The sequence below is a fragment of the Citrobacter sp. wls613 genome, from assembly GCF_005281195.1.
In the GTDB taxonomy this organism is placed as follows: Bacteria; Pseudomonadota; Gammaproteobacteria; order Enterobacterales; family Enterobacteriaceae; genus Citrobacter; species Citrobacter gillenii.
Map to the genome: position 1 here is coordinate 1,192 of NZ_SZXN01000018.1, position 2,073 is coordinate 3,264.

Sequence of the window (2,073 nt, forward strand, 5' to 3'; positions counted from 1 at the left end):
ACCCGGCGGGCAACAACCGCGACGGCTCGCCCGCCTGGCATCTGGCCGACCCGGTGCGCAACCTCTATTTCCGCCTGGGCTGGCTGGAGCTGGAGATGCTGCGCCGCTGGCCGCTCGGCGCGCCGCAGGCGATTGCCGACAGCATCAGCCAGGAGACCACCATGACGGTGGACGAACAGGATGTGTTGCAGTTCCTGGGCTTTTTACAGCAGCAACAGCTGCTGCGCCGCGGCGCGTTCAAAGCGCGCGGCTCGCTCTGGCGGCGTATTCTGCACGGCTACCTGTTTATCCGCCTGCCGCTGGTGCGCCCGGAGAAAGCCCTGCGCCGCATGCTGCCGTGGGTGGAGTGGCTTTTCAGCGCGCCGTTTCTACTGCTGACCGCCGTCGCCGCGCTGGCAGGCGTCGTTCTGGCCGCGCGCCAGTGGGATAACGTCGAGGCCGCGCTGCACGGCGCCCTGAGCTGGAACGGGGCGCTGGCCTTCGCGGTGGCGCTGATCCTCTCCAAATGCTGGCACGAACTGGGGCACGCCTTTATGGCGACCCGCTACGGCGTACGCGTCGGCCATATGGGGGTGGCGCTGCTGGTGATGTGGCCGATGGCCTACACCGATACCGGAGAGAGCTGGAAGCTGTCGCAGTCCCGCCACCGGCTCTCCATCGCCAGCGCGGGCATTATGGCCGAGCTGATGCTGGCGGCCTGGGCGACGCTGTTCTGGAGCTTCGCGCCGGAAGGCAACGTTAAAGGCGCGCTGTTCTTTCTCGCCACCACCGCCTGGGTGCTGACGGTGGCGGTGAACGCCAGCCCGTTTATGCGCTTTGACGGCTACTTTATTCTCAGCGATACGCTGGACTACCCTGGCCTGCACGAACGGGCGGGCAACTGGGCGAAGCGCTGGCTGCGCTGGCACCTGCTGGGGCTTGAGGATCCGATCCCGGATAACGTCTCGCCCGCCTTTGCCCGCTTCCTCACCCTTTTCGCCTTCGCCACCTGGGTTTACCGGCTACTGCTGTTCGTCGGCATCGCGCTGGTGGTCTACAACGCCTTTTTTAAGGCGCTCGGGCTGGTGCTGTTTTTTATTGAGATAGTCACTTTTGTGGTGCAACCGATGTTTCGCGAACTCAAAATCTGGCGCGCGCGCCGCCGGGAAATCGCTCCGGCGCGCCTGCTGCGCCTTGTCGCCGTCGCACTCGCGCTGGGGCTTTCGGTCTTTCTGCCCTGGTCCGGGCAGGTCTCCCTGCACGGCGTGATGGAGGCGGGCGTGGCGCAGCCGGTTTACACGCCCTATGCCGCCCAGCTTGACAAGGTGCTGGTGCAGGAAGGCCAGCAGGTCAAGGCGGGCCAGAAGCTGTTTGAACTGGTGGCCCCCGTCCCGGCGGACGAGCAGGATAAGGCGCTGGCGCTAAGCCAGGCGTGGCAGACCAGCGCCCGCGGCGCGATGGCGCTCGATAAAAACGGCGCGGCGAAGCAGGTGGTCGCCGACCAGATGGCGCGCCAGTACGCCATTCAACAGCGGGCCAGCGCCGTTGAGCTTCAGCGGCTCCAGCTGGTGGCGCTGGAGGATGGCGTGGTGCATGACGTTGAGCAGACCCTGCGCCCCGGCAGTTGGGTCTCGCCTGGCACCCGCATCGCAAGCGTGATCGACACCCACCGCTGGCGCGTGAAGGCGCTGGTCAGCGAAACCGACCTGGCCCGCCTGCGCGACGGCGCGACGGCGCGGGTTTATCAGCAGGGCCGCTGGCAGCCGCTCGCAGGCGCGGTAGTGACCATCGACCACGACGCCATCCGCCGTCTGCCTAATCTGATGCTGGCGCAGAGTCACGGCGGCCCGGTGGCGCTGAACCCGGTTGCGCCCGCCAACGAACTCCGTCCCGCCGCCGTCTGGTACCGGGTAGTGATCGAAGGCATCTCCGCCGCGCCGGTCAGCAAAGAGCAACTGGTACGTGTTGACGTGGCGAGTGACCGCCAGAGCCTGGCTCACGGCTGGGTCAACAGCGTTATGCTGATGCTTATCCAGCAAACTGGCTTTGGTAAAGAGGGTTAGCGTGCGATTTTCGCGCCAGGCCGCCTGGCCT

At 66.3% G+C, this 2,073-nt stretch carries 1 protein-coding gene; it reads left to right on the forward strand.

The genetic code is table 11. The features are described from left to right. Window positions 1-2,042, forward strand: a 2,042-nt coding sequence (locus FDX01_RS03555; protein ID WP_249360851.1) for an HlyD family efflux transporter periplasmic adaptor subunit, incomplete at its 5' end; no start/stop codon positions are given. Window positions 2,043-2,073 lie beyond the last annotated feature (31 nt).